The sequence below is a fragment of the Paenibacillus sp. FSL H7-0703 genome, assembly GCF_038003485.1.
Classification (GTDB): Bacteria; Bacillota; Bacilli; order Paenibacillales; family Paenibacillaceae; genus Paenibacillus; species Paenibacillus polymyxa_B.
The window spans coordinates 3,777,948-3,804,612 of record NZ_JBBOPF010000001.1 but is presented as its reverse complement, the minus strand read 5'-3'; the positions used below and the strand labels follow the sequence as shown (position 1 = coordinate 3,804,612).

The 26,665-nt window shown below is 43.9% G+C and carries 17 protein-coding genes; all 17 read right to left on the bottom strand.

Features of this window, described 5'->3' with window-relative positions:
- Positions 1 to 8: 8 nt before the first annotated feature.
- The 17 genes from MHB46_RS16840 to MHB46_RS16760 all read right to left on the bottom strand — a co-directional run bounded on the left by MHB46_RS16840 (position 9) and on the right by MHB46_RS16760 (position 26,663).
- Positions 9 to 1,550, bottom strand: coding sequence for a stalk domain-containing protein (locus MHB46_RS16840; protein WP_341162921.1), 1,542 nt, complete (start codon positions 1,548 to 1,550; stop codon positions 9 to 11).
- A gap of 99 nt (positions 1,551 to 1,649) precedes the next feature.
- The gene (locus MHB46_RS16835; protein WP_341162920.1) at positions 1,650 to 4,022 is read right to left on the bottom strand and encodes a copper amine oxidase N-terminal domain-containing protein; all 2,373 of its coding nucleotides are present in this window, start codon (positions 4,020 to 4,022) and stop codon (positions 1,650 to 1,652) included.
- A 541-nt stretch (positions 4,023 to 4,563) separates the two neighbouring features.
- Entirely contained in the window at positions 4,564 to 5,910 is a 1,347-nt protein-coding gene (locus MHB46_RS16830; RefSeq protein ID WP_341162919.1) for an efflux RND transporter periplasmic adaptor subunit, read from the bottom strand.
- 19 nt (positions 5,911 to 5,929) lie between these two features.
- Positions 5,930 to 9,067: an efflux RND transporter permease subunit gene (locus tag MHB46_RS16825; protein ID WP_341162918.1), complete on the bottom strand. Its 3,138-nt coding sequence runs from the start codon at positions 9,065 to 9,067 to the stop codon at positions 5,930 to 5,932.
- 352 nt (positions 9,068 to 9,419) lie between these two features.
- Positions 9,420 to 13,439 carry an S-layer homology domain-containing protein gene (locus MHB46_RS16820; protein WP_341162917.1) on the bottom strand — a complete coding sequence of 1,340 codons (4,020 nt, stop codon included), beginning with the start codon at positions 13,437 to 13,439 and terminating at the stop codon, positions 9,420 to 9,422.
- 190 nt (positions 13,440 to 13,629) lie between these two features.
- Positions 13,630 to 14,760, bottom strand: coding sequence for a glycosyltransferase family 4 protein (locus MHB46_RS16815; RefSeq protein WP_013312307.1), 1,131 nt, complete (start codon positions 14,758 to 14,760; stop codon positions 13,630 to 13,632).
- A 137-nt stretch (positions 14,761 to 14,897) separates the two neighbouring features.
- Complete coding sequence (locus MHB46_RS16810) at positions 14,898 to 15,659, bottom strand: WecB/TagA/CpsF family glycosyltransferase (protein WP_165177723.1); 762 nt, start codon at positions 15,657 to 15,659, stop codon at positions 14,898 to 14,900.
- An 8-nt stretch (positions 15,660 to 15,667) separates the two neighbouring features.
- A complete protein-coding gene (gene csaB / locus MHB46_RS16805; protein WP_165177725.1) occupies positions 15,668 to 16,804 on the bottom strand; it encodes a polysaccharide pyruvyl transferase CsaB in 1,137 nt (378 codons plus the stop codon).
- Complete coding sequence (locus tag MHB46_RS16800; RefSeq protein ID WP_341162916.1) at positions 16,780 to 18,795, bottom strand: DUF5693 family protein; 2,016 nt, start codon at positions 18,793 to 18,795, stop codon at positions 16,780 to 16,782. The genes csaB and MHB46_RS16800 overlap by 25 nt, the downstream gene beginning before the upstream one ends.
- Positions 18,796 to 19,054: 259 nt before the next feature.
- Positions 19,055 to 20,773 carry a phospho-sugar mutase gene (locus tag MHB46_RS16795; protein ID WP_341162915.1) on the bottom strand — a complete coding sequence of 573 codons (1,719 nt, stop codon included), beginning with the start codon at positions 20,771 to 20,773 and terminating at the stop codon, positions 19,055 to 19,057.
- Positions 20,774 to 20,871: 98 nt separating this feature from the next.
- Entirely contained in the window at positions 20,872 to 21,318 is a 447-nt protein-coding gene (gene fabZ, locus MHB46_RS16790; RefSeq protein ID WP_013312312.1) for a 3-hydroxyacyl-ACP dehydratase FabZ, read from the bottom strand.
- A gap of 893 nt (positions 21,319 to 22,211) precedes the next feature.
- Complete coding sequence (locus MHB46_RS16785) at positions 22,212 to 22,424, bottom strand: DNA-directed RNA polymerase subunit beta (protein ID WP_028542171.1); 213 nt, start codon at positions 22,422 to 22,424, stop codon at positions 22,212 to 22,214.
- Positions 22,425 to 22,434: 10 nt separating this feature from the next.
- Positions 22,435 to 23,262 (bottom strand): flagellar hook-basal body protein, encoded by an 828-nt coding sequence (locus tag MHB46_RS16780; protein ID WP_134902232.1) that lies wholly within the window; start codon positions 23,260 to 23,262, stop codon positions 22,435 to 22,437.
- 13 nt (positions 23,263 to 23,275) lie between these two features.
- Positions 23,276 to 24,160: a flagellar hook-basal body protein gene (locus tag MHB46_RS16775; RefSeq protein WP_341162914.1), complete on the bottom strand. Its 885-nt coding sequence runs from the start codon at positions 24,158 to 24,160 to the stop codon at positions 23,276 to 23,278.
- Positions 24,161 to 24,264: 104 nt separating this feature from the next.
- Positions 24,265 to 25,263 carry a rod shape-determining protein gene (locus MHB46_RS16770; protein ID WP_023990703.1) on the bottom strand — a complete coding sequence of 333 codons (999 nt, stop codon included), beginning with the start codon at positions 25,261 to 25,263 and terminating at the stop codon, positions 24,265 to 24,267.
- Positions 25,264 to 25,433: 170 nt separating this feature from the next.
- On the bottom strand, positions 25,434 to 25,721 hold the full coding sequence (gene spoIIID, locus MHB46_RS16765; RefSeq protein WP_007432737.1) for a sporulation transcriptional regulator SpoIIID: 288 nt from the start codon (positions 25,719 to 25,721) through the stop codon (positions 25,434 to 25,436).
- A 201-nt stretch (positions 25,722 to 25,922) separates the two neighbouring features.
- Positions 25,923 to 26,663, bottom strand: a complete 741-nt coding sequence (locus tag MHB46_RS16760) for a M23 family metallopeptidase (protein ID WP_190298128.1) — start codon at positions 26,661 to 26,663, stop codon at positions 25,923 to 25,925.
- Positions 26,664 to 26,665: the final 2 nt, after the last annotated feature.

The window sequence follows — 26,665 nt, the reverse complement described above, 5'->3', positions numbered from 1 at the left end:
AGTTTTAATTATTGTGCGCTAGCTCCAGAAGAACCCTGCATAGCCCAAGGCTTATCAAAAGCCAACTTCAAAGTATCAATATTTGTAACTATATCTTCGGCCTGTTGCTCAGCAGTAGTGACTTTCAAATTAGCTTCATAAACCTGAAGCTCTGTAGCCAACCCAACATCAAATTGCTTCTTAGCCATATCAGCCGCACTTCTAGCACTCACCAAGCCAGCTTGAATCTGTGAATATTGGCTTTCCAATGCTTTGATGTTGTTGTAGATTGTTCTTACTGCTTCTTCGAGTTGTCTTTTTGTACCCTCTGTTGCATACTGAGCTTTCTCAACATTAAGCTGTTCGGCTTCGTAAGGTGTGTTACCTGGCGTACTAAAATTGTAAAGCTTCAAGCTCAATTCAGCCAAATCCACTTTTTGCTCACTCAGCCAAATAGCCGTGCTGCTGGTAAGTACTTGGCTTACTTTAGTTTCCACATTATCTTTAAACTCAGAATATACAGGTTTATCCTTTAATTCATAACGTTGCTCTGGTTTGTAACCAATCACTTGGTTCAAAGATACATATGCACTATCTAGATCTTTTTTTGCCTTCTCTAAAGCAGCTTGATTTTGAGTCAACTGATTAGTTGCTTGCGTAACCTCATAATCACTCGACATTTGATTATCTCTTTTAATTTGTGCAACTTTCAGCTTGCGCTCAGCATCTTCAATATTCAATGCAGCCAGTTTAACGGCATTCTGCTTTTGAAGAAGCTTATTGTAAAGATCCTTCACATTGTACTCAATGCCTTCTTTGGTCATATCCAAGTTCTTTTTAGCAGCCTCATAATTAAGGTTCGTTTGAGCATAACCTTTAAAAGCTTTGTCTTGTGCTTCATCACCTGCTTCTGCTGGAACAAAGTTAATATCCTTGCCAGCTTCTTTCATTATTTTCCCAGCCTGATCGATATTCGTTGCTGCTGTTTTAACTGAAGTACTATCAGCTATGGCCAGTTTAACTGCATCATCATAAGTCAAAGAATCATTATAATAGGTATCATAAGTAACTTTGGTCACAGGAGCTGTGAGAGGCTTACTGGATAAACTATTGGTTTGATCAACAGTAGTAGTATTACCATTAGCTTGATTGGAAATGGTCACTGTTCGTGTAGCCTGATCCCAATTTACTTTGGCGCCTAATGATTGGCTCACAAAACGTAAAGGAACAAGTACTTGACCCTTTTGAATTTGAGTTGCTGCATCGAGCTGTACAGGATTACTATTTTTATAAGCAAGTTTAGAACCAACATTTAAAGTTAACGTATCGTCATTTTTAGATGCTGTCACTTTTTTAGCTTTGCTGTCCCAATCGACTTTCGCACCCAAGCTTTCAAAAACACCACGGAGAGGCACTAAGGTTGTATTTTGACTAACAACCGGGGACTGGGTATATTGCTGAGTTACACCGTTAATAATAACCTTTATATCACCTGGTTGAGCTCCTGCAAGACTGGCGAACGCAGAAGAAAGAACCAATGTGGACAGTACTGCCACTCCAAAACGTTTCATAATTTCTCTCCTTTGTCAATAAGACTAATAAAAGAAAAGGGCTCCAAAAGGAACCCTCTTCTCATCTAATTCAGTTAACTCAAAAGAGTTGCTCTTAAATTAGTTGTTGTTTTCAACAGTTACTGTTTTAGCAGTTGCATCATAGTTGATGGATGCATCCAGCGCTCTGCTCACCCAGAAGATAGGCAGTACAGTACGGTTTTTGTTAGTTACAGCTTTAACGTCCATACGAACCACTGAACCGTTAATAGTCAACAGGTTTGTGTTCAGTTTGATTTGAGCAACGCGGTCACCTTTAATCAGCGTAACTGTGGAAGTTGCTTTGTCAAACAGGATGTTTTGTGGAGATACACCCAAAGCTTCAGCTGCATAACGTACTGGCAAGTAAGTGCGTCCGTTTTCAGCATAAGCAGCTACATCAGAAGTTTTACTTTCGCCGTTCACAGTGTAGGAAGTGCTTCCCAGTGTGAAGACAGCTTTAGTTTTAGTAGCACCTGGAGCTGGAGTTCCAACAGTTGCGATTGCTACTTCAGCAGCTGCAGTGTTGTTGTCTTTCCAGTTTTGAGTGTTGTCAGTTGCGCCTTTGTATGCAGTGTAAGAAACTGCGCTACCTTTCAGCTTAGCAACGATGTCGCCTTGAGCTACAGTACGGTCAACAGTCAGCTTAGGAGCCGAGATTGTGATTGTACTTGGAGTAGCACTTTCGCTGTCGATGTAGAAGCTCAGACGGCCTTTGTTGCTTTCGCCGTAAGTATCAGTAGATACGCTCTTCACTTTAACGTCACCAGCTGTAACTTTTACTTCTGGAGTAGAAGCAAAACGTACGCCTGTTGGCAATTCCAAGATTACTTCACGGCTACCGTCTTTCTTAACGAAAGCTTCTTTAGCAGCTTCAGTGATTGTGATATCGCCAACTTGTTGATCGCCCAGACCGATTGTCAGGGTTGGTTTGGAAGCAGCAGCCAGAGTAACTGCTTGTTTCACAGTTGCAACCTTAACAGTACCGCTCAGACCTTGGCTACCAGCAACATCAACGTTCAGATCGCCGGAGAAACCTGGTTGCGTAGCAACTTCAACGTTTTTCAGTTTCAAAGTACCAGCATCAGTTGTGCTGTTAGCGCTGTTGAAAGTCAATTTCAAAGTACGTTTGTCAGAGTCAGTATAGGAAACTTCTGCTCCGCCCAAACCGTTAGTGTTCTCCATAGAACCGGAGAAGTTGCTTCCTGGGGTATTGCTTTCAAAAGTTGACTGCCAACGAGCACCTTCAGGCAGACGCAAAGTTACAGTACGTCCTTTTACGAAAGAACCAGCAACAGTTTCTTTAATTGTTACATCACCAATTTTTTGCTCATCATGACCAGCAAGAATTGTTGTTGGAGTAGCAACGGAAACGCCACCACCGATTTGGCCATAGCTACCTACTACGAGGGAGCTAACATCAGTTGTTGCATTACCAGAGATACTAACTGTTACATCGCCTTCTTTAGCACTGTTTTCATCATCAACATAGAATCCTACAGGCAATTGGAAAGATGTTTGAGCATCACTTACTGTTTTCAAAGACAAAGTAAGAGTATCGCCATCAGTAGAATAGTTCACATCTGATGGTTTAATTGCTTTGTCTGTCTTGGAAGTAAACAAAATAGTAGCTGGGGATTTAGGAGCAGAATCCCATTTGAAACCGCTAGGCAATTTCAATTTAATGTTGTTATTACCCAAAGAACCAGCAGTTTCTTCTTTAACTTTCAAAGTTGCAGTAAAGTTTTCTTCACTGGAAACTGTATCAGCAGCAGACAAAGATACTTGACCGGAAGAAACTACGTTTGCAATTGTTGCTTCACCGCTAGTAAAACCACTTGCAGAAGCTGCATCAAAAGTAGCTTTTACAGGTCCATTGCTAGGTCCGTTAACATTAATTTTACCAAAGTTCAGGTAAAGATCAACGCTATCTTTAGAGTTAGTAAAGTTGAAAGTCACTTTTGCAGAGTTATTAGTGAGCTTCTCTACAGTCACACCTTCACCCGGAACGTATCCAGTTTCTGCACGAGCTGCAGCATCATCATTGTTATCGCCTGGATCAACGTAAACACCCAAACCATAAGTAGAATCAATAGCAGTAGGGACAACACCAGGATTAGTAGCGAATTCAAAACCCTTAGGCAATGTAACTGTGAAAGATTCATTCTTGCCAACAGAAGCTTGGCTTACGTTAACTTTCACTCTACCCAGAGTAGTGTTAGTAGTTTGGCTCGAACCAATACTAGGAGTATTCACAGCAACATAGCTAGAAGCCGCATGGATTGCAGTAGGTGCAGTCAATGCTGCGATTGGAGCTGCTACACCAGCAACCAATGTTGCTGTTGCCAGCACGTTAATCATTTTTTTGTTAAACTTTGTCATAACCTTTTTTTCTCCTCCTTGAATATAACCAGAAATATTATTTTTGTCTTTTTGTCGGATCTTGTCACTCATCAGTCGTTACACCTCCTTTCCGAGCTTTATGAGAACCCTTATAAAATGATATCTGTGACAATATCACAGAAGCTTGGAATCTAGTTGAAAGAAAGCGTCCATTTATGACGTACTCCAGTATTATACAATGTGATAACAATGCCGTAAAGATTTTTTTTAGCGAATTTTGTCTTTACGCTTTTGTACCCCTTTGTTTCATACTCACCCAATTAGACGTAGCATGGGTTCAAAAAGTTGCGTCTGTTTCAAAAAAAATTTTTATTTTTTTGATTATGTATTCCGCTTCCCACAGTCATAATTATACTATTAAACCTGTTCTTCCGTCATCCTACAACTTTTACCTTATCAACCTTAAATGTACAAGGGTTATTTTCGTACATCTAACTCGGTCTTTAATGGAGTATATTCGTTAAGAATTATCCATAGAATATATAAAGTATATAAAGTCTATAGATTCCCTTGAAATCTAATACTCTAATACACTTTAAGTAGTAGGAATGACGGAGTAACAGTGATTTACGCTATATATAACCGAGACAAATTACTTCACTACATTAATCTTCGCGCCATCCGTAAGCAGACTAACGCCCTTAATGACAACATTTTGTCCTTCAGCAAGCCCCTTGGTTACCTCAACCTGTTTGGCACTTTCCTGGCCTGTCTGCACCTCTACCCGCTTAGCCACTGTTCCCTCCACTACATAAGCATACTTTTTCCCTGCCTGCTCTGTAATGGCATCCTGCGATACCAAAATGTTTTTGGGAGCTTCTGATTTCATGTATACAGTTACAACCATCCCTGATTTTAATTCACCAGAACCATTAGGGACTGAAATCTCGACGGGATATGCCTTGAGATCATTATCCATTACCGGATTGACGGCCGATACTCTGGCCTCAATTCGCTTGTCTAAGGAGTCCACACCTACAGTCACAGATGAACCCACCCGCAACTTAAGAAGCTCAGATTCAGAAACGTTAACTTTGGCAATAATAGGATTGGTATTCGCTATTGTAGCAACCGCAGATTGTGCACTAACCATTTGCCCTTGGGTTCCTGTTACTACCGATATCGTGCCGGAAATCGGAGCTTTGACTACAGTATCCACTAATTGACTACGAGCTGTGTCTAAACTGGACTTAGCCTGATTGACAGAAGCACGAGCTACGTCAATGCCCGTTTTCTGTTGTGCAAGACGTAATGATTTTTGAGCATTATTATATGTTGTTTGCGCACTTTCCTTAGACGTTTGTGCATTATGAAGTGTGATCTGTGCATTCTCCACCGCAGTTACAGCCCTTCTATGCGCTATTTGAGACTGCTCTAACTCGGATTGAGAAAGAGCACCCGCACTAAACAGCTGTTGGTTGCGATTGAGCGTATTTTGAGCATCACGCACGGAACTCTGAGCATCTACCAGACTGGTCTGAGCTTGAGTGATCGTGTTGTCTTGCTGGACAAGCGCACTTTTGGCTTGATCCACGCTGGATTCTGCCTGCTGCACCGATTGCGCTGCACCTGACTCTGCCTGCTTTAAATTGGCCAGGGCAACCTGGTACGACTCCTGAGATTGCTTAATGGAGTCCCGCAAGTCCTTTTGGTCTATAGTAAACAATGTGTCGCCCTTATTTACTTTTTGCCCCACTGTAAGGTTAATGCTTTGAATTTTGCCACTAATTTTCGGAGACACCTGAGCCGTCTCTTTAGGAGCAAAGCTACCAATGATACCTGTTGAATCGTTAATGCTACCCTTGGTGACTTTTGCCACTTGGACCGGAGTGGCTTGTTGAGCCGTAGTCGATGCGGCAGGGGCCTCCCCCCCACCGCAACCCGCTAATGCAACTGATAAAAGCAAAGTTGTAGCAATCAGAGCACTTTTTTTATTCATTATGTTTCTCCACCTCACCTTATATATGAACACTTTTTTGTAGTTTCGCTTCTTTTTTTAATTCTCTCTTCGCTTGTCTTTTTAACTTCCGATTCTTACGCTTTTGTATCATATTATCCATGATGACGTAGACTACCGGAATAAGAATCAATGTAATAACAGCTGCGAAGGATAACCCGAATACAACAACAACTGCCATCGGTGCTTGTGTTTCGTTACCCTCTCCTGTAGCGAATGCCATTGGGAGCAAAGCTAGTACAGTAGCCAGCGTGGTCATCAAAATCGGACGCAACCGCTCAGACGCTCCATGAATAATAGCTTCATCCCGATCTTGGCCGTCTTTTCGGAGCTGAATTATAAAGTCAATCATAACAATGGCATTGTTGACGACCAAACCGACGAGCATGATGTAACCCGTCAAAGCTGAAACACTGAGACTGGCCCCGGTTACAGCTAAACCGATAAGCACACCAATTACCGTAGGTGGAACGGAAAACATAATAACAAACGGTGTGAGCAACGATTCGAACTGTCCTGCCATAACCATATAAATGAGCACGACAGATAGCAAAATAGCTATCGCTAAGTTCATGAAAGACTCCATCATCTGTTCATTTTGGCCGCCACCCGTATCTGCACTGTAGCCCTCTGGGAAGTGAGTAGTCTTCAAAAGAGCATCTATTTTTTGATTAATAGTAAGAATATCCCCTGTTCCGTCAATATCAGCTGTAATCTGCACTTGACGCGTTTGGTCATCACGAGTAACAGTATCGGGTACAGACCGTTTATCAATACTTACTACGGAAGACAAAGGTACATCAATACCTTGTGAAGTGGTAATCCGCAAGGCTTGTAGATTTGACAAATCATGGCGGTTTTGATCTGGCAACGATATCTTCACATCAATCTGATCTTCACCTGTACGATAGCTTGTGGCGACTGACCCATTAAAAGACGTATTCACTGCAGATAAGATTTGAGTCGCTGATAAGCCATATCGACTCGCAAGCTCCCGATTAACAGTAATCTCATATTCTTCACGAACCGCACTCAAGCTACTTTTCACATTAACGGTACCTGGTATCTTTTTCACGTCCGCAACGAGATTGTCCGAGAGTTCTCTCAGGACGTCAATATCGTCACCTTTTAAGTTAATATTAACAGCCGCTCCGCTTGAAAGGCCTGTTGTAGACGCCATTGTAATCTCTGCATCCGGAATGCTATCAAATTTTTTACGAAGGCCATCAACTATAACATCTGTTGCCTGATGTCCATCCTTCAGTGTTACACTTAGATCTGCTGAGTTGGTTGGAGCTGCCCCTGAATAACCAGAATTGCCACCAGAACCAACAGTCACTGTCATTTTATCTAGATCCGGAACTTTCAAAATTTCTTTTTCTATATCTTGAACAACCTTTTCCGTTTCTTCCAAGACCGTTCCATTAGGAAGTTTCACGTTAATTGTGAATTCCCCAGTATCGGATGCTGGGATAAATTCAGCCTTAACGAATGGAACTAGAGCCCCGCCTGCCACAAACATTAATAAAGTAATAATTAACACAGATTTTCTATGGTTAATTCCCCACTTCAGTATACGGCGATACCCACCCTTAAATTTCTCGAAGCCAATATTAAACCACACAATAGGGTTAACACCCTTATAAGTACCTGAAGAATAAATGGATTCATCTGGCACGGTAGGTAGCCAACGTGATCCCAGCATCGGCACAATCATAAGGGATACAAGCAAGGCTGCAATGTGAGAGAAAATAACGGTTAACGCCAACGGTTTAAATAGAACTCCCGCAATTCCATCAACAAAAACAACTGGTAAAAATACTACGATCTGCGCAAGTGCAGATGCCATAACGGCATTACCCACCTGCTTGGAGCCATCAATAGCCCCTTGTAGCATGCTTTTCCCTTCATGTCGCTGTCTAAAAATATTCTCAATAATAACAACCGCAAAATCGACAAAGGATCCTAACCCCAGAAGCAAACCGCTCAGTGAAATAATATTAATGGTTTGTCCGGTGAAATACATCATCATAAACGTAGCTACGAAGGAAATTGGAATAACGATAGTAGCAATAATGGTAGAACGTATACTATTCAAAAATAACAGCAACACAATAGCTGCGATAATAAGTCCCAATATAGCATGCTCTACTAATGAGTGTACGGAGTCGCTAATGGGTTTGGATGCATCTGTTACCATCTCCAATTGAGTTCCCGGAGGCAATTCCTTCCGTATTGAATCTAAACTTTCCTTCACAGAATTGGCGATGGAAAGGGTATTCCCCCCTGTGGCTTTAGTAACAGAAATATTGATACTTGGCTTTCCGTTATAGGTAGAAATGGTTGTAACATCATCCAAGGAATCTTCAACTGTCGCGATGTCCTTTAGCTTAATGCTTCCCTTCCCTACTGGAATTGGCGTTTCACCCATTTCTGAAACAGCTTTATACTCACCTTGAACCCGAAGTTGAATTTCTGTAGTGCCTCGATAGACCGAACCAGCAGAACCAGCTACGTTATTAGACGATAGCGCCTGGTTAATTTGATCTAGCGTAATGCCATAGCTTTGAAGCTTGGCTTGGTCTACAGTAATCTTCACAAGCCGAGCTTGCCCACCTGACATGTTGGCTGCAGCTACTCCCGCAATTCTTTCAAGCCGCGGCTCAATAATATCTTCAGCAATAGGCTTCAACTTGTTAATATCCTGGTCTCCTGTAAGAGAGAGCGTAATAACCGGCGTTGCGTTGAGATCCACCTTAAGGACACGCGGCGAATTAGCCGCCTTGGGAAGAGACCCTTTAACCCCATCAACTTTATCTCGCATGTCAAGGGTTGCTTGATTGATATCTACTCCCCAGTTAAATTGAATCATGACCATAGATGTTCCTTCTGAAGACTCGGACATGATTTTATCCACGTTCTCAATAGAAGCCAGACTTTTCTCAATAGGTTTAGTAACCAATTCCTCAACTTCTGTAGGCGTTGCATTTGGAATACTAGTCACCACTGCAGCGAATGGCAGCTTCATATCCGGCATTTGCTCTACAGGAAGTCTTAACGCAAAAATACCGCCCCCGATTAGCAAAGCAATAATTAACATAAATACTGTTACAGGACGGCGTATTGAAAACTGAGACATCTCATCACTCCCCACTCACTTCTCTATGTAATATTAAAACACACACATCCTCTACTACGATGAAATAGGCGTAAAGTTTCAGATAAATGTGTAAAAAAAACATATAAAAAAATAATAAACACATTTTGAGATAAAAGCTTAAAAAAAAGCAATTAATTACAGACGTTTAAGCCAAATCCAAAATAAAAAACGTTGTAAGGCTAATCCACAGTTTTTACCTCATTGATATTATGGCATAGGCCCTTAATTCCAGTCAAATAGCTGATTTATAAAAAACATCCCTCTCATGTATATGAAAGGGAATTTCCATTTCGCATGGAGGGATGTTTAATAATTTCAGGTGTTTTGTTGATTAGATTTTAGGAAGCAGCTTTTTATCAGCCATAACTTTAGCCACAATAATTGCTGCATCTCCGCGCAAGGTCAAGGAAGTAGGATTAAACATATATCCTTTTTTCAGATCACTTGCATCCACAGGTGACCCTGTGATAAAGCCTTTCTTGGCGATAGCCAATATAGATGCTTGCGCATAGTAATCAATCTTGTCCGCATCTTTAAAGGTCTTAGACAGGTTCTTCATGATCTTGTCATGATCTGTTTCCAGCTTCAAATTCAATGCCTTGGCAATAATGACTGCTGCATCTTGACGCGTGATTACATCTTCCGGCATAAAGATTCTTGGTTGTGAACCTTTGACAATACCGGCACGCGCAGCTGTTTCAATATAACGATAATCGTATAGAGCATCTGCTGATATCGTATTTGGAATAGACACGTCGTCGAAATGCTTCGCTCCACTGAAATTAAGCGGAATTTGCAGACCTTTGACAATCATAGACGTGAATTCGCCTCTTTTAATGTAGCTGTCAGGTCCAAAGCTATTAATTGGATCCATTGGGTTCATGACACCTTTGGCCAAGATAGCTTCGATGTAATCTCTAGCGTATTTGTGCTTAATGACATCACTATACGTTTCTCCAACCTTAGCAACTACATAGTAGCCAAAACGATCAAACGGTACCTTAATGGTATGTTTTTTCGGATCCACCACACCACCAATGTTCTGCCAATCTTTAAGATCAGAATCGAAATAGAACACTGTCATTTGTTTCCCTGCATCCTGAGCAATACTGCTATCATACGTCAGCGTCAATGTAGCACGCTTGGATGGTACTAACTCGTTAGATGGGTCGCGCCAGTAGAAGTTTTTGATCTTACTACTGTCATTTTGCGACTTGTTAGCCAATTGATAAGGATCAGCACCATAAGTTACTGGATCGTAATCATCCGTTTTAATGTCATCTGCTGTACCTGGATCAATCCAGAATACCGGACTCGACATATTAAAGCGGGCCGGAAAATCTCTGTTGAAGTATCTACTTCCATCTGCAATCAAGCTCTGCATATCGGACAATGCTTTTTCAGTTTCAAATTCATGACGGTCAACCACACCATCTTCGCTATTTGCTATTGCAAAGTACAAATTGTGACCAGAGAAAACCTGGTTTTTGAACTGTTGCGGTTGATCGTAGTCCCGACGAATCAGACTCGTTCCCTTTGCAAAAGCAAGTGTAAGATTACCATCGAACACTTTGTGCGATGTTTTCATCGCTTCCATGTACTGCTCGCCAGGGATATTAGTAGGCACATATTTAACAGTAATGGTCTGTTTCAGTTTTTCTTTGCCTACAGTAACCACTACATCAATTTTATTATCTTTGTTGGCTTTTAGACCTGTAACGATGGCTTTGTAAGTTGATGGATAATCAATGGTGCCATCATAATCAGAGTCGAAACCCTCTTGAACTGCTGTTTCTTTACCTACCGTAACACTATCTGCATTACCTGCATTTACAACAACTTGCACAAAGTTTTGATTCACGATTCTCTTTTCAGGGAGCGGACGCAAAATATCAAAAGATGTGGATTGACCGGATACTTGCAGTCGGAAAGTAGCAAATGGTCCGCTCTTACCGCTATTGTACAAGGTAATATTATAAGCTATTGGTGTTCCATCTTGCGAAATAGTTTGGTTTTTCAACACAAAGCTGAAATACTTTTTGTCCGGATGGTAGTACACAAGCAGGTCTTTTAAATCTTTATTTGTAAATTTGTCTGTAGTAGAACCGGAATTGTATGTTGTCTTAGCATCTTCTGCTGAGAAAAACTCGTTACTCAGTGTCCAGTTGACTTCACTGTCATCCGATCCCTTAATCTCCAAAATATATTGATCTTTATTAGCAATATCACTTAAAGAACCATTTACCTGATCTGCTTTACCCAAATCAGCAATACTGAAAGTACCAAATACATTGATATTTTTCAGAGATGTATTGTAGTTAGTATCATCCACTTTGGTGAAATTAGCATCTTTTGATTTCGGAGCAATTTCGCTATATTTCGGCGTATTGCTCAAGCCGCTAACTGGTGTAAAAGGGATGATTCCTTGTGTGTTGGGAACAGGAATTACTGGAATATTCGTCTGTGTAAAGTTTACTTTTACCGTATTGCTGTACTCAATACCTGGCTTGTATACAAACTTGATTTCATTATTCCCGTTTGCCAAAGCATTGGCTGCGGCTGTGTCCGAGGAAGCAGCAAGTTTGAAGTCCGCTCCTGAACCATCCAAATCAACCAATACATTATTAATATACAGGAATACATTTCGGTTACTTCCAGTGTAATGAATATCTGCTGCATTGCTCACATCAAGCAATTTACCTTTAAAGTAGCCCAGTTGAGTCAATTTATAGGTATTCAAGTTTGAGCTGGATGTATTCAACGGAATTTGTTGCCCATCATAAATCGTATCGTATTTCATGAACGGACCCTGCAACAGATTCACCGTTGCTTTAATTAACTTGGTCGAGTCACCATTCAGATAAAAATTCAGTACATTTTGTCCTTCTTTAGGCAAAGTGTCTACATAAGCAACAATTTTCTTCACTTGCGTTGACTTACCATTGATTGTACGAATCACATCTTGAGGCGATCCTACAATATGAACCGATACTCCAGAAAGCTCACTAATTGAAGAAGGTGCGCCATTAACAACGATAAACTCCATACCTACAGGTACAGATGCAGCATCTGTAGTCTTGTTCTTCATAGAGCTACCTGTTAATTTCATAGCTTCATCTAGGGCAGCTGCCTGATCAGACCCGCTTCCATTAGTTCTATTCAACAATTGAGTATTAAAATCAGGAAGATAGTTAACATCATCAATATACGGCTGAGTGCTGCTGCGCAATGTAAATTGGACAGCCGATGGAGCCGGTGGTGTACTGCTATCCGTATAAGTTATGCCCAGGGATGCTCTGGTCAAATGATCAAGTACAGCTTCCGAAGGTACAGTCACCTGAAATGGATATACTTTATAACCATTTGATGTAACTACATTTGCAGTATCAATTGTGGCATCAACCCCAGTCGCACTACCCACAGCACTACCATTGTTACTCACATCGGTAAAACGTGCATTGATTGTGGCCACTCCTGGATCAGTTGCACCGCCTGGCACCAAAACATTACCTTTTAAAACCACACCACTTGTAGACGATACGGTAAAGTCAGGCGAAGTGGCCAAATCAGCAGAAACATTCCCATCCTTATTCAGGGTCAAATCAGAAAATTCCGGTTTACCCGTATAAATCGTAATTTCACGTGTAACTGTAAGAGCCTGAGTTCCGTTATTCACTTTAATGGTCACTATATTTTTACCCGGACTCAGTACAACACTACCCGTTAGTTTGTAGCCAGTGTAAGAGTTAACTGTATACGTATTACTGCTTTTTGCAGACGTGAGCGTTACACTGTCAGCATTAGGAGCCGTACCTTGAATGACTACTTTCACATCATCCGTACCGCTATTGCGTGCGTCTGTCAGCACCGCTGTCTGATTCTCAAGCAACTGCTCGGTTTCACCATTCAACGTAGCAGATAGATCATAAAGCTTAGGCCCATCCTGATACTCAATGTAAATGGAGTCCTTCATATCAGCCGAATTTTGGCTACTTTGAAATGTAATCCGGTTCAAACCAGGAAACAGTTTAATGTCTGTAACTTTAAGCGTAGAGCCACTGACTGTAATTCCGCCTTTTTGACTCTCGTTCTTATTAACCACGTTAAGGTTTGTTCCATTTTTAGAGAGTTGGAATACACTATAAGATATAGTACTTCCGTTCACTCCGTTAATCGTACCGTTAACTGTAACTCGGTCAGTGTTTACCATTCTAGCCGAATCCACATCATATTTTTCACTTGGAAAAATAAAATAAGTTCCCGTCGCAGCATGAGCCGTACCTACCAGGGCCGCCGGCACCAAGCCAATGATGAGACCAACCGTCAGCAACATGGATAGCAATCGTTTCAAATCATTGTCCTCCTTTGATTCTGTCGCACCTTGGGGTACGTAATCATTCAATACTTTTTTTATCGGTAGTAAACATACAAAAAATTAGTAAATTCTCAAAAAAGGAGGGAGTTTTTTTACAGCAAACATCAAAAAAGCCTTCAAACCCGCGGTATACCGCCAAGCTTGAAGGGTTACTTTTAAATTAAAATTATAATTTCGAACGCGTTTGGGAATCTGGCTTAGCCAGCAAGCGAATCAGTGTGTTTATAACTGGGCGTTTGGTTTTGCCAACAAGACCAATAACCTCTGCACCAATCTGTAGGAAGAACATCATAATACAAATCACGACAAAGGTGACCCAGTTCGCTTCATTAAGCGCAGCAGACGATTGAATCACGGCCAATACACCGAAAAATGCCGCAATACCGTAGATAATCAACACCGTCTGTCTGTGACTGAAACCTAGTTCGCGTAAGCAGTGATGCAAATGACCTTTATCCGGAGAGAAAATCGGTTTTTTCTGCAACTTGCGACGAATGATAGCAAAGAATGTATCTGACAAAGGTACACCGATAATAATCAATGGCGTAATAAAAGATACGATAGCAATTTGCTTGAAACCAAGCATGGATAGCATGGCCAGACAGAAACCTAAAAATAATGACCCTGTATCACCCATAAATATTTTCGCAGGATGAAAGTTGAAAAATAAAAATCCGATAATACTGCCCAGCAGTACAAGACAAAGCATAGCTACCATGTAATTGCCCATCAATACCGACATCACAAAGATAGTCCCAATCGCAATTCCTGAGACACCTGCAGCCAGTCCATCCAGACCGTCAATCAAATTGATGGCATTCGTTACACCTACGATCCAGAAAATCGTAAGCGGAATGGAAATCCAGCTTTCCAAAGATGAGTATGCATCCTGAAAAGGTACATTTACAAAATCTACACGAATATCAAAAGCAAACACGACCATACACGCAACGGCAATTTGAGCCAAAAATTTCAATTTTGCATTGAGATCAAAACGATCATCGAGAGCACCAATCAGTGTAATCAGCGTGCCGCCAATCAGAAAGGCTGCGATAAAGTTAATATCCCGAGAGGACAGCATTCCGTCAGGCACAAAAGGTAACACCGCCAATAAGGACAACAGAAATGCCAAGAAAATCCCCAGTCCGCCAAGACGCGGCATAATTCGGGTATGTACTTTTCGGGCATTCGGTACATCGACGGCTCCAACCTTCACAGCGAATTTCTTGACGAGCGGTGTCAGTAACAGCGCAAGTCCCAGTGCCATGATGAACCCAATAATATAGATCAATAACATTTGATCATTCGACCCCCAATTTTAAAGCAATCCCTTTTCAGATGTAACCGCATTGAATTATACTCTGATCAAAAATAAATACCAAGCTTCATATTCTGGCAAATTAGCGGGTTTTGAAGGCAGATTCAAGCTATTTATCACACTTTTGTGACGTTTTCTTTTTCGCGCATCACTTTCGCGGCGAATTTCGGCAGCGCAAGCATTCTTTTGTATCGGCTTGGCTCTTTGAGGAGTCTATATAACCATTCAGCCCGTAGCTTTTGGAACAATTTAGGTGCGCGTTTGGTTCTGCCTGATATAACATCGAAGCTACCGCCAACCCCCATCATCACCGGTACACCCAGTTGTTCCTTATATTTACCAATCCAGGGTTCCTGTGTGTCCGCTCCACGTGCTACAAACAACAAATCGGGATTTGCTTCACGAATGGCTGCAATCACCGCTTCATCCTCTTTAGGTCCAAAAAAGCCATCACGCTTGCCACAAACCGTAATCCGGGGATAAAGCTCATGTACCCGCTTTGCGGTCGCTTGAATCACCTCAGATGTTGACCCCAGTAAATAAACCTTCCAATGATAGTTTTCTCCAGCTGCAAGTAATTCATGTAACAAGTCAAAGCCCGCTACCCGCTCAGGTACAGGATGTCCTACATAGTTTGCAGCCCAGACCACGCCAGTCCCATCTGGAACAATCAACTCTGCCTGTTTCATCACGTCCATGTACACTGGATCTTCCAATGCAGCCATTACCATAATCGGATTGGCAGTGATCACTTGATGGGGCCGGCGAGACTCCACTGCTTGAATTAATACATTTAATGTATCTTTCATATTAAGCCTTGATACCGGAACACCGAAAATCGGGACGGTAGGCACATTCGTAACCTTATCAACTGTCACTGTATCCATCATCCTTTGCGACACAAGTAATTAACGATATGCTGTGCCGGTAAGCGAGCCTCACTTTTTAACAAAGCAATGGCCGCTCCCTGGCTCTCGATCCATTGACTTCGCTGATCCAGCAACCGCATAGACTCATTAGCCATCTTTTGTCCATCCAGTGCCTCTGTAGTGCCTACAGGCTGGCTACCGACACGGCTGAGGAAATGATCAATCTTGGGATCGTAGGATATCCCCAACGGAGGCACCTGGTGGGATGCTGCATAGATCAAGCTGTGTAATCGCATCCCGATCATCAAACTGCAACGACTGACTTCCAAAAGCATCTGTTGAGGATCGGTGACTTGATCGCACATGCTGACAAGGCTTCCCGTCCCCCTAATATCCCCCAACAAATCCATTACCATCCTTGAAGCCTGCTCGTCATCAGGCAGATGGAAAGGTAAAAAGCGTAAGTGTACACGGCGCTCAGCAGCTAATTTTTTCAAGCCGTCCGCAATAGCCGTTAAATCGCGACGCTCCTTATCCCAGTAACGTACAGATACACCAACGATCGGAAGTTTATCCTTATCCGTTTCAGTTGCTGCTTTATGCAGCTCGGAACCCGAGGGCAATGGAAGCCCCATTACCGGATCAGGAACAACTTCGACAACCGGGTTCTTTAGTTTCATAGTACCCAGTAGTGCGGCAGACTGCTCATCTCTTACAGAAACATATTCACAGCGCTGAAACACAGAACGGATCATAGGATAAAATATCTTCCGTTGTACCGGACCAATGCCCTGAGCATATACAAACGTCGGTTTTCCAGCCCATTGGGCCAGTTTCAGAATCGCCAGATAATACGGAATACTTTTAGGGCTTGTTGCATCCTGGAGCAAACTCCCGCCGCCACTTATTAGCCCATCGCTGTTTTTAATCGCTCTACGAACTTCCCCCAGACTCATCCGTGGTACAGCTTCTACTCCGTACATTTTCTGTGTCCAAGCGGGGTCAGAAGACAGAACAACAGGCTTGATTGTAATCCCCGCCTGACGACTCTCCTCCTCTAAAGCTGTCAAAATCGACTTAAGCACCGCCTCATCTCCACTATTGTTAAAGCCGTAATAACCCGAGATGATTATCGTTTGAGCTGTGGTGACCATTTCTTCCAACACCCTTCCAGCACTTGCCACACGACAATTGCGATGATTCCCAGTACCAGGCCCAAGCCCAATCCTAACAGCCCGCGACTAAGCGACAATGCCGCTGGAGAGTGAATGTGAGCAAAGGTATCCACCATAGAGGCTTGACCAATAGCAGCTATAATCAGCAAATAGATTGCTTTGCGATATTTCAAAGCCAGGAATGCCCCTGCAATAAACAGTGGGTGAGCCATCAAAAATTCCTTATTGCGCGGACGTACACCAAACGCATTTTCAAGGAAGTTCCGGAAGACCAACTCCGTGTTCGACACCGTACCCGCATTTCCGGTACGAGTCAAATAGTAATAACCTGCGGCTGCGATAACAGCCAGTGCGATAACCCACAATACAGTAATCGGCGTACGTAGCAGCTTGGAAATTTCCTCCCGTATAGAAACGCCACGATAAAAGAAAATATATATCGCTGCCAAGAAGATCGGCAGAATGTGAAGCAAGCTTACACCTCTAAATTGATTCAGCACAAGGCTGTAGGCAATACTGTTCAACAGCGCAATAACGAAGGGCACCGCAGCCAGCGACAAAATCGCCGTCTGCACGTACAGTATAAACGTTTGAATCAAACGCTGACCTACAGAAAGTTCAGCACCCTGTTCACGTTTAATTCTAATCGTACGCGCAGCGATGATCATTGCAACCGTAGGTCCGCTAATCGCTGCGAGTAGGGCCAGGCCTTGCTCCATCAAGCTAGAGTTCAAAACATAAAGTCCTGCTGAACCTACCAAGCCAAGTGCAAATGCCAGCAAAGTCAATGCCGGGACGAAATAGGACACCATAATGGAGAAAAATGCCAGTGCACCTAGTACGACAATCATTTTCAGATAGCGCTGAATGGACGAATCGACGACTTGGAACGGTTCAGCCTGTCCGAGTTCAAACCCCTTTTTCTCCATCCGTTGTACAGCGTTACCCGGCTTGTCCAAGCTGTGGATTAGGTTATCTACCGAATCCTTCACCTTGGCTTCAGCAATACTACGGCTAGGCGCGGTATTCAGATACAACATGCGAATATTACGGTCCTTGGTGGCCAATGCAAAACGATCGGCCAACGTTTCAACATCGAGCGTTGAATCTTTATCGCTCAATGAGTATAAACGCACAACGTTATAGTGGATATCGTAAGCGAGCTTATTGAAGCCTGCTTGCGGTTTTTTTAAGTTTTCGATAGCAGCTAGGCCAATATCGTATTTGTTCAGCAATTTAGCAAATGCCGCTAAGCTGTGCTCTTTCTCGTTATCGGTGAAGCCTTTGACTGAATCACCTTCAAACAATATGCGTTTTACACCATTCTGCTGAAAGGAAGCAAGCATTTCTTCCGTCAACTCCTGGTTGTAAGGAAGACTGTCGCTCATCCGTGGAACAATAAAAAACCCTTTGCTCCGAAGCTGCTTCATCGCAATCGGGTCAGGCTGCATGGGCTTGAGATACGCATCCTCTGGAGATGTTTCCACAACTAACCCTTCCTGTCCCTGATAAGTCCAAGGTTTTACATTGATGTCCAGGCTTGTAAACGTACGTAAAATTAACGGCTTTAATGCCTCCGCATTTTCTTTGTCAGCGAAAACAATATACGTAAAATTCTCATTTGCAGGTGAAAGCCGTTTTTCCATATCGGCAACGTTCTGAGTCGTATAGGTTACGACGCGACCCGCTTTACGGAAATCATCCAACGTACTTTCATACATCGCCATGCTGTTCACACCCGCTTGCTGTAAGCGGTCAAGTTGCTCATTCAGATAGTCCTGCGGGTGAGCCTGATACGAGGCTGCCTCTGTCAAATCCCGATAATCGAATACAATCTCTACTTTTTTACTCGAGGATTCTGTCTTCATACGATCGGCGATGACTGGAATGGAAGCCAGCAAGCCGACAGCCACCAAAATCCATAACCATTTTCGAGAAGCCGTATTCCAATACTGCCATTTCTGATACACCAAAGAACCTCCTTAATATTCGGGATTTTGCAAAATTCAATGCTGCCCACCTCGCTATACTCAGCCTTTTGGTAGGTCACTCATTGAATTTTGCAAAATCCTCCGTTGCCGGAATAAGCCTATTTTCCCAAAGCCTCTTCCAGGTTATTCTGCAATACAGAAATGACCTCCACGGCGTACTGCCCTTTGCCGTGAGAGGTCACCGATTACTATATCTTATCCAATTACCTTAACCTATTCTATTATAAAGGGATTTTTCTCAAGCGTCTACGCGAGCCATAACAGCATCGACCAGATGGCTGATTCTTTGCTCCGCGTCTGCCAGCGAGGAACCGCGTACCGCAAAGTATACTTTGATTTTCGGCTCTGTGCCCGAAGGGCGCAGGCAAAACCACGAACCGTCCTCCAGTAAGAATTTGAGTACATTTTCCTGTGGAAGTCCGTTCAGACCTTGTGAGTAGTCCAGTACCTTGTCTACCTTCACGCCTGCAATCTCTTGAGGCGCGTTGCTACGCCAATCGGTCATTTTGCCCTGAATTTGTGCCACTCCATCCTTACCCTTAAGGGTACGAGACTCCAGCTTCTCAAGGAAGTAGCCAAACTGCTCGTACAGCTCTTGTAAAACATCATAGAGCGTCTTACCTTGTGTGCTGTAATAAGCAGCAGCTTCAGCGATCAGCATAGCCGCCAAGACAGCATCCTTATCCCGAGCATAATTCCCTGCCAAATAACCATAGCTCTCTTCATAGCCAAACAGGTAGGTGTACTCGCCAGTTTGGTCAAATTGGTTCATTTTCTCGCCAATATACTTGAAGCCAGTTAGCGTGTTAAACACGGTTGCTCCAAAATGTTCGGCAATGACTGCACCCATTTCACTGGTTACGATGGTTTTGATAACAGCCCCATTATTCGGAAGCTTGCCTGTTTCTTTCAGTTGATTCAACAAGTAGTAAACCATGATCGCGCCAGACTGATTACCGGACAATACCACATATTCGCCATCACGGTTTTTCACAACTGCACCCATACGGTCAGCATCAGGGTCTGTTCCGATCAACAGATCTGCACCAATTTTCTCACCCAGTGCAATTGCCAGCTTAAACGCATCACGTTCTTCTGGGTTTGGCGACTTGACAGTCGAAAATTCAGCATCTGGCAACTCTTGCTCAGGCACAATATGCACCTGTTTAAAACCGATTTTCTCCAGCACACGGCGAACCGGTACATTTCCTGTGCCATGGAGAGGTGTAAACACAACTTTGAAGTTTTTGCCTGGTCCGGCTGCAATCAGCTCACGGTTCACACTTACACTGGCTACCGTATCTACAAACGCTTCATCTTCCTCTTCTCCAAGCCAAACCAACAATCCCTGTGCCTCTGCTTCCTCACGTGTCAGACTGCGAATGTCGGCAAAAGAAGGAACCTCGCGGATATAACCAATTACCTGTTCAGCCTGATCTGGAACAAGCTGACCCCCTTCATCGTTGTATACCTTGTATCCATTATACTCAGGAGGATTGTGACTCGCTGTCACAACAATCCCTCCACTGGCTCCCAAATGACGGACACTAAACGAAAGCTGTGGCGTTGGACGCAAGGAAGGGAACAACTTAGCCACGATACCATTGCCCGCCAGCACCAAAGCTGCATCCAAAGCAAACTCTGGCGAAAAGTGACGCGAATCATGTGCAATAACAACCGAAGGCTTGCCTTCTTTACCAGCATGCTGTTCTAAAATATAGCGAGCCAGCCCTTGAGTCGCACGTCCAATGACGTAACGGTTCATCCGGTTACTTCCTGCCCCGATCACTCCACGCAGACCGCCTGTACCAAATTCCAGCTCTTTGTAAAAGCGATCCTCCAGTTCCTGCTCGTTGCCTTCCAATGCGCGCAACTCCTGTTTGGTCTCTTCATCAATATAAGGGTCTTGCAGCCAGCTCTCAATGCCTTCTAGTGCTTTTTTACTCAACTGCGTCATACGGAATTTCCCCTCTCCATTTTTGGGTTGTCAAAACAGGATTTCTATGTACACATGCACTCGGTTCAGACGTCGTGCTTATGTCGGCAGAGCTTTATTTATTGGGGAGGGTCAGATAAAGCAAACATAATTTCGCCCTCAGCTACTACCGTATCGCCTACTTTAGCCGTAGCTTTCCCTTTGCCAAATGCGCCTTTGGAACGAGTGATTTCCACTTCAAGCGTAAGCGTATCCCCAGGAACCACCTGTCCACGGAAACGGAAACCATCCAACCCTGCCAAGAACCCGATTTTGCCACGATTGCTCTCTAGATGCAGTAATGCGACAGCCCCAACTTGAGCCAGTGCTTCGGTGATCAACACACCAGGCATAACAGGATACCCCGGAAAATGTCCAATGAAATGAGGCTCATTCATCGTTACATTTTTAATGCCTACTGCTCTTTTCCCTTCCTCCAGCTCAATAATACGATCCACCAATAAAAAAGGCGCTCGATGTGGGATAATCTCCTGAATTTGATTAACATCCAATTGCAATTTGTCCATTTACCTTAATAACTCCTCCCGCTTGCAGGTTTGACTCTGTATCAGTCATGAGTTACTGCAAGCATAATATTACCCCGCTTACGCTGCATAAAAACAGCTCATAACGGCAACAATGTTAGATATCCTTCACCTACTGCAGAAGTGGAGGTTGAGATAAGGGGCTTTTTCCGCCGGTTATGCAACCTGAGGCGCGAAGAAGCCCTTTTGCCCGTGCTTGGTTTTACCCCGCAGTGTTATAAACTTCCCCATCATTATACAGTTATCAGATGCAAAAAGAAAATTACGCGGAAGTACCATATTGGGTGCTCCTATTATGGGGTGAAGCGAAGTTTCATTTGAGCCAAGGGGGGAAGGGCTGCACGATTTATTTGATCTTCCGATCGCTGTTGCCCCTAAATTTTCTCATTTTATAAAACCTGCAAGGTTAAAATTTAGGGGCAAAGGCGAACGCTATCGCTTCTCCAGATTCAAATAAATCCCTCCGCCGAGTTACTTTTAGCTCAAAAGGAAAGCCTCGCTTCAATAATGCTCGCTTGCCGTGAAGGGCAGAGAAAACCGAAGGCCTCTGTGATGGCCTTCATTGGCCACAATCCATGCGTGCTACGCTGGAGGCCCCTCCCTTAAAAGCATAACAAAACCCTGCGCCACTGGCACAGGGTTTTGTTATATACTACCCACACAAATTGCGGGTGGTTTATTTTAATAAAAGTGGCCTGATGGCGGGTAGCCAGCGGAGCGGGCAGAATTGTTCTGAAGAAGCGCAGCGTTTGCCTTTATCCCCGGATTCAAACCTCCAATGTTTTAAAACCAAAAGGAATCTGGGGATAACAGCAATCGGAAGAACAATCTGCACGCGGAGCGACCTTTTCCCGCCCCCACTCATTTAAAGTAAACTAAGGCGCAAATATAAGATCAATGACATGCTGCCAGGTTTTCCATTCAAATACGCCTGACAACCCTTGCTTACCTACAATTACATATCCTGCAATTAAGCCGCCTAACAGCGAGAACAGGAGCAGCAACGGAACTACGAAATAACGAGCAGTACGCCAGCGGGACTTCGTCTTTTCAGGCACCGGACGGGAATCAGATTGTTCTTCTTTCATCACCAAATCCTTAAGCCCTCAGATTGTTGGCCAGGTTCATCATCGTATCGCTAGAAGTTAGTGCCCGTGCCGCCATTTGATACATCCGCTGAACTTGCATCATATCCGTCATTTCGCCCGCTAAATCCACATTAGATTCCTCAAGATAACCGGAACGCACAGATACGTCCGCTGGAACAGCACCTGCCACACCTGCTGCTCCGAATACATTTGCCTCTGTTACACCATTCAACAACACGAATAGGTTATCATCCCGCTGTTCCAGTCCTTCTGGACGCTGTACATCCATCAGCTTGATTCTCTGACCAACTGTCGGAGCCCCAATTCCATTAGCACGAATCAGCAATTCGCCATCCGAGTTAATAGCCACCTTGGAACCCGCTGGAGCAGTCACAGGAACATCATTGTTATCCAGCACGGAGTAACCTTCAGCAGTGGTCAACATCATCGTCGCACTATCATTCGGATCAGGAACAAAATGAAAGCTACCGTCACGGGTCCAAGCTTTTTGCCCATTCCCCTGGACTTCAAACATGGCATTACCTTGAATCGCCAGATCGGTAGGAAGTCCCGTCTCCTTGAGCGGACCTTGCTCCATATTTTTCATGATTGCGGCCGTTTTAACTCCGTAGCCCAAATTATAGCCGAGCGGCATGGCTCGTCCATTTTGGAGATACGTAGAAGGCTGTTGCTGCACATTGGCCAATACATCTTCAAAGGAACCCTGTTTACTCTTATAACCAACTGTATTGATATTAGCAATATTATCGGCAATTAAATCCAAACGCTGCTGCACACTGGCCATAGATACCATTGCGCCAATCATGGAGTTGTTCATCACTTACCCCCTGTTATACACGGCCTACTTCATTAACGGCCTTGTCCAAGCTTTTATCATAAAATTGAATTACCTTCTGATTCGCCTCATACGCTCTTAACGCAGCCATCATATCCACCATCGACTGTGAAGCATCTACATTAGATACCTCCAGATAACCTTGACGAACGGATACAGCGTCATTAGCGGTCATCATTCTAGCTGTAGCACCGTCCGTATCATTCAGGCGGAAATTTCCATTGCCCTCACGAACGAGCTGGTACGGACGATCAATGACACTAATACCGAGCGTCGTCCCTAACGTCTGGTTGGACTGGCTATCTACCAATTCGCCCCGCTCATTTACTTTAAGCGCTGAGACAGCCCCCGTCAATTGAATTGGCTTTCCATTCGTATCCAGCACCGCTGAGCCAGTCGATGAAAGCAATGCTCCTGCTCCATTTACTTGAAAATGTCCATCACGTGTATAACGAACGTTACCATTACTGTCCCGCACCGTAAAAAACGCTTCTGGACGGTAGGTGACTTCACCGTTAGCATTGATGAATTTCCCTGCCTGATCAAAAGCCATAGGTTGACCAGTAGCTGTGTCGTTCACATTAATATTGGACTGTATCGCGAAATCCGTCGCTTGTCCACTGTCCTTTAATGCTCCCTGAATGTAAGGGGAGAGGCTTTCCTCAGCAAAAACGCCAGTATTGAGCTTGCCGACCGTACGGTCCGGGTTATCAGGGTTACCACCCGTCATGGAAATAAGCATTTCGGGGAAAGAACGCTGAACACTGTTCTCCTGTTTGTATCCCGTCGTATTCATATTAGCAATATTTTGCGTCACGGTGTCATGGCGTCGTTGTTGTGTCATCAATCCGGCGGCCGCAGTATATAAACCTCTCAACATGTATGGTGCACCCCAATCCTATACTCTGCTAAAATCATATGCTCGCGCGGAGGCAGGCAACCTGTCTGACCGCACACGAGTCTCTTATAGTCACTATCGGCAGATTAGAACTTTTTCTTAACCACATGATCCAAATTATCCAGCATAATTCCTGTACCTTTAACGACACAATGCATCGGATCTTCGGCAACCAGTACCGGAACACGCAACTCTTCAGCAAGCAGCTCGTCCAATCCGCTAAGCAAGGCACCGCCACCAGTCAAAATAACACCACGGTCAATAATATCAGCTGACAGTTCCGGTGGGGTCTGCTCCAATACAAACTTGGCCGCAGCAACAATCGCCGACACAGGATCTCTAAGCGCATCCTGCACTTCATCCGCAGAAATACTTAACGTTTTGGGCAATCCGGATACCATATCCCGTCCACGGATGTCCATTTCTGCACGCCGTCCGCTCGGATGCACGGTTCCGATAGCAATCTTGATATCCTCAGCCGTACGTTCCCCGATCAAAAGCTTGTACTTCGTTTTTACATATTTCATGATGGCTGTATCAAATTTATCCCCTGCCATTTTAATGGAAGAAGCTGTTACGACATCCCCCATAGAGAGGACTGCAACGTCAGTCGTTCCGCCACCAATATCCACTACCATGTTGCCGCTAGGCTCAAAAATATCCATTCCTGCCCCGATGGCAGCCGCTTTTGGTTCTTCCTCCAAAAATACTTCCTTGGCCCCGCTACGCTCCGCCGCTTCACGAATCGCTTTTTGCTCCACTGAGGTAATGTTCGTCGGCGCACAAATTAGAATACGAGGGTGGCTGTACCAGCTTTTTCCCCCTACCCGATTGATAAAATATTTTAACATCGCTTCTGTTACTTCAAAATCGGCGATGACACCATCACGTAATGGACGGATGGCTATGATATTACCAGGAGTACGTCCCACCATACGGCGCGCTTCCTCTCCGACAGCCAGAACTCTTTTTGTATCGCTTTCTATTGCGACAACGGAAGGTTCGTCAAGAACAACCCCCTTCCCTTTGACGTGGATAAGCACGTTGGCCGTACCGAGGTCGATACCGATATCATTACTGAACATATTAAAAAGGCCCCCAAAGTGATATTTTAAAAGCTAAGATTCGACAAGAAGCGGCAAATATATGTATAAACCTACGGTTACATGTCATTTTTCGTCTTGTACCATCTTTTAACATATCATACTTCAGGGGGTTGATTCAATGGCTTTGCCAGCCAATTCACTATATATTTTTAGGACTTGCCGGAAACGAGAATCTCCCTTCGTTTGCCACTCGTTTTTTTGTACTTAATTTTCGTCGCTTCTCCTCCCCTCAGATGGCGGATGGATTTATGGTATTCGAGAATGTGCTTCACCTGATCGGCAAGATCCGGGTTGATTTCAGGCAGCCGTTCGGTCAGATCTTTATGCACCGTGCTCTTGGAGACACCAAATTCCTTGGCAATCGTACGGACCGTATTCCTTGTTTCCACGATACAGCGACCGATTTTGATGGTCCGTTCCTTGATGTAATCGTGCACGCTCCCGCCTCCCTACTGTGGATAGTTTGGTACATTATATGAGGAGCGTGCCTATATATTCGCGGTTTGGCGGGAAGACATGCTTCGGAAGGCCTATTTATTTGGCAAAAGCAGCTTATGTTTACCTTATGCACAAAAACTACACAAGAAAAAAGCAGGGAATATGGATTCCCCGCTTTGCATGCAAAGCCATGACCAAATTTATTTTTTAGGAAGCAGACCTGCTGGATTCACCGGCTTGTCATCCTGATACACTTCAAAATGCAGATGTGTTTTCAAATCCTTTTCAAGCTCGTTACGACCTGCTGAAGCAATCACATCGTTTTGTTTCACTTGATCGCCTTCTTTTACTTTCAGATCACTCAAGCTTTGGTACACCGTTTTGAGATTATTATCATGCGTGATTTCTACGACATTACCTACCAGCGGATGTTGTTCTACACGAGATACTTTGCCACTAAGGGCGGCTCTCACTTCAAACGCCTGATCGTCGGCCCGGGAAAGATCAATTCCAGTGTTAGCGGTAAATGTTTTATCGTACTCTACCATAGCTGCCGCCTGCTCATCAGCGGTCGCGTTCTCATCAAAGAACGGCTTTACAACTTGTACTGCGCCAGCATCTGCCACTGGCCATGCGATATTTTCCGACTGGGCAACTACTTCCACGCTTTCTGGCTGTTGTCCGTTAACATCGGTATTCACTGCACTTGTGCTTTGTACCGATGGACTAGCTGGGTCAGGTTTGAAAGACTTCTGGCTGGCATCCTGATAGACCCACACTAAGGTTAGTATAATGGCTGCTGCGGCAATGTAGGCTGCCGGGTATGCCCACCTTTTGGACAACAGCTTTTTCCACGAAGACGGCCGTGAAGCTCTTCCACCCTGAAAGGTTTTGGGTGTTTCTTCATGGTTTTGGTTCTGGTTTTTATTTTGTTCATTCATTT

Coding starts and splice junctions, on each gene's coding strand:
- MHB46_RS16795 (WP_341162915.1), bottom strand. CDS start 20,773: ATGACGCAGTTGAGTAAAAAAGCACTAGAAGGCATTGAGAGCTGGCTG.
- MHB46_RS16780 (WP_134902232.1), bottom strand. CDS start 23,262: ATGAACAACTCCATGATTGGCGCAATGGTATCTATGGCCAGTGTGCAG.
- MHB46_RS16835 (WP_341162920.1), bottom strand. CDS start 4,022: ATGAGTGACAAGATCCGACAAAAAGACAAAAATAATATTTCTGGTTAT.
- MHB46_RS16815 (WP_013312307.1), bottom strand. CDS start 14,760: ATGTTATTGATCTATATTATTGGGTTCATCATGGCACTGGGACTTGCG.
- MHB46_RS16825 (WP_341162918.1), bottom strand. CDS start 9,067: ATGTCTCAGTTTTCAATACGCCGTCCTGTAACAGTATTTATGTTAATT.
- fabZ (WP_013312312.1), bottom strand. CDS start 21,318: ATGGACAAATTGCAATTGGATGTTAATCAAATTCAGGAGATTATCCCA.
- MHB46_RS16785 (WP_028542171.1), bottom strand. CDS start 22,424: ATGAAAGAAGAACAATCTGATTCCCGTCCGGTGCCTGAAAAGACGAAG.
- MHB46_RS16830 (WP_341162919.1), bottom strand. CDS start 5,910: ATGAATAAAAAAAGTGCTCTGATTGCTACAACTTTGCTTTTATCAGTT.
- MHB46_RS16775 (WP_341162914.1), bottom strand. CDS start 24,160: ATGTTGAGAGGTTTATATACTGCGGCCGCCGGATTGATGACACAACAA.
- MHB46_RS16840 (WP_341162921.1), bottom strand. CDS start 1,550: ATGAAACGTTTTGGAGTGGCAGTACTGTCCACATTGGTTCTTTCTTCT.
- MHB46_RS16770 (WP_023990703.1), bottom strand. CDS start 25,263: ATGTTCAGTAATGATATCGGTATCGACCTCGGTACGGCCAACGTGCTT.
- MHB46_RS16760 (WP_190298128.1), bottom strand. CDS start 26,663: ATGAATGAACAAAATAAAAACCAGAACCAAAACCATGAAGAAACACCC.
- csaB (WP_165177725.1), bottom strand. CDS start 16,804: ATGGTCACCACAGCTCAAACGATAATCATCTCGGGTTATTACGGCTTT.